We start from the raw sequence: 2,309 nt of genomic DNA on the forward strand, positions 1-2,309 counted from the left end.
CCGGCGAAGCGCGCGGCGAGCTCCTTCACGTTCTCCGCGTCGATGAGCTCGGCGAGTTCCGTGCGGGTCGCCGGTTTTTCGAAACAGAGGAGTGAGTTCTTTAGGAGCATACTTAGCTGCATCAAACAGTAATGATTTGAATTTGTCTATATTTGATAGAGACATTGCTACTAAAAAAATAGATACTCCAATCATTTTTGGTTTAATGGCAACGGATCCTACTATTAATATAGAAAATTTTATTTCGTGTTTAAAGGATAGAGGTATATTTGGTATTAATAATTATCCAACGGTTGGTTTGATTGATGGTCAATTTAGAAATTATTTAGAAGAAAATAATTTAGGTTACGATCAAGAAGTTAGGGCAATTAGGATAGCCAAACAAAAGGGAATGTTTACTACTGCATTTGTTTTTAATGAAATTCAAACTAAACAAATGCTTGATGCGGGAGCTGATATCATATGTTTACATCTTGGGTTGTCAGTTGGAGGTGATTTGGGAACAAAACAAATTAAATCACTTCAATATACAAATCATTTGATTCAACAAATATTTCACTCATTTAATGAAGGTATTCTCCAAGAAAAAATGATTATGCTATATGGCGGACCTATTAAAACTCAACAAGATTTTCAATATTTATGTGATCAGAATGAATTTATTAATGGTTATATTGGAGGTTCATTATTTGAACGTATTCCTACTGAAGAAGGCTTAAAAGTAGCAATTGATAACTTTAAATATTCAAGTGACGAACATATGATTTCGTTTATGAATAAGAAGGATAAAAGTCCTGAAGAGTATATTGATTTTGTGCAAGCATACATTCATCAACATTATTATGAATATATTTCTTTAAATGAACTTGCTGACATTTTATATATATCACGCCCTTATTTGAGTAAATTATTTAAACAAGTCATAGGTAAATCATTTAAAGAATATTTAGTGATGTACCGCTTAGCCAGAGCTGAACATATGTTGCTTAATACAAATCAGTCGGTTAAAGAAATTGCAGATTCGGTTGGTTACAATGATTATGCACATTTTAGTAAACTATTTAAGCAAAAATATGGATTGTCACCTACTCATTACAAAACAACAAATTGAGAATACTTAAACACATGTTTATCAATTAATGAAAGCGCTACAATATCCTTGATAGTTCATTTAAAAGGGGGGTGTAGTATAAATGAAAACAGTCGCAATTATTGGTACATTTGATACAAAAGCAAAAGAATTTAGCTATGTTAAGGATGAAATTGAAAGACTCGGTTTTAACACACTAATGATTCATACAGGCGTGTATGATTCGTTAATTTCAGTAGATATTACAAATCAACAGGTTTTAGATGAAGTAGATGTAGACATAACGGAATTAATCAGAAAGTCGGATAGAGCGTATGCTACGGATATGTTAGCCAAAGGTATGCAATCACTATTATTAAAATTATTCGAAGCACAGAAGTTTGATGGTGTAATATCATTGGGAGGATCTAGTGGAACTGCTATAGCAACTGCTGGTATGAAAGAATTACCTATAGGAATACCTAAAGTAATGGTATCTACTATGACTTCTGGCGACATCTCCCAATACGTAGGTACTTCAGATATATTTATGATGCCGTCCATAGTAGACATAGCAGGTTTAAATAAAATTTCAAAACAAATTTTCATGAATGCTATCAATGCTCTGGGAGGGATGTTGTCTGATTATGAACTTGATTTCAACGAAGACAAACCATTGATTGCAGCAAGTATGTTTGGTGTAACTACACCTGTTGTGACTCAGGCAACGGAAATACTAGAACAGCACGGTTATGAAGTTGTTATATTTCATGCAACAGGTACAGGTGGCAAAGCTATGGAGGATTTGATTCGAAGTGGTTACTTTGAAGGAGTGTTAGATTTAACAACAACAGAATGGGCAGACCAGTTATGTGGTGGTGTATTATCTGCAGGTGAATCACGCTTAGATGCTGCTATAGAAAATAATATACCTCAAGTAGTTTCATTAGGGGCGTTAGATATGGTGAATTTTGGTCCTAAAGAAACAGTTCCCGAACAATATAAAAATAGATTGTTATATCAACATAACCCTTCAGTGACACTAATGAGAACAACGGTAGAAGAAAATATAAAAATAGGACACAAAATAGCTGAAAAATTGAACAAGGCAGATACAAATACTGCTTTAGTAATACCAGTTAAGGGTATTTCTGCTATAGATAAAGCGCCGTCCCGGAGCGGACGGGCGGTGATCTCCCCGGCGGAGGGGCCTGTCGTCCGCCACGGCGGCATCCGGTGG

At 35.0% G+C, this 2,309-nt stretch carries 2 protein-coding genes and 1 pseudogene; all 3 read left to right on the top strand.

Features of this window, described 5'->3' with window-relative positions; genetic code table 11:
- Positions 1 to 79 precede the first annotated feature (79 nt).
- Positions 80 to 730: pseudogene (locus ABZ484_RS38600) on the top strand (phosphoenolpyruvate hydrolase family protein); the annotation flags it as partial.
- Between the two features lie 42 nt (positions 731 to 772).
- On the top strand, positions 773 to 1,111 hold the full coding sequence (locus ABZ484_RS38605) for an AraC family transcriptional regulator (protein ID WP_358870619.1): 339 nt from the start codon (positions 773 to 775) through the stop codon (positions 1,109 to 1,111).
- Between the two features lie 82 nt (positions 1,112 to 1,193).
- The coding region (locus ABZ484_RS38610; protein WP_358870618.1) for a Tm-1-like ATP-binding domain-containing protein at positions 1,194 to 2,309 on the top strand (1,116 nt) is incomplete at its 3' end.

Origin of the sequence: Streptomyces sp. NPDC006393, assembly GCF_040628575.1 — a bacterium.
In the GTDB taxonomy this organism is placed as follows: Bacteria; Actinomycetota; Actinomycetes; order Streptomycetales; family Streptomycetaceae; genus Streptomyces.

Excerpts from the sequence above, each read along its gene's own strand:
- ABZ484_RS38605 (WP_358870619.1), top strand. The coding sequence starts at position 773 with ATGAATAAGAAGGATAAAAGTCCTGAAGAGTATATTGATTTTGTGCAA.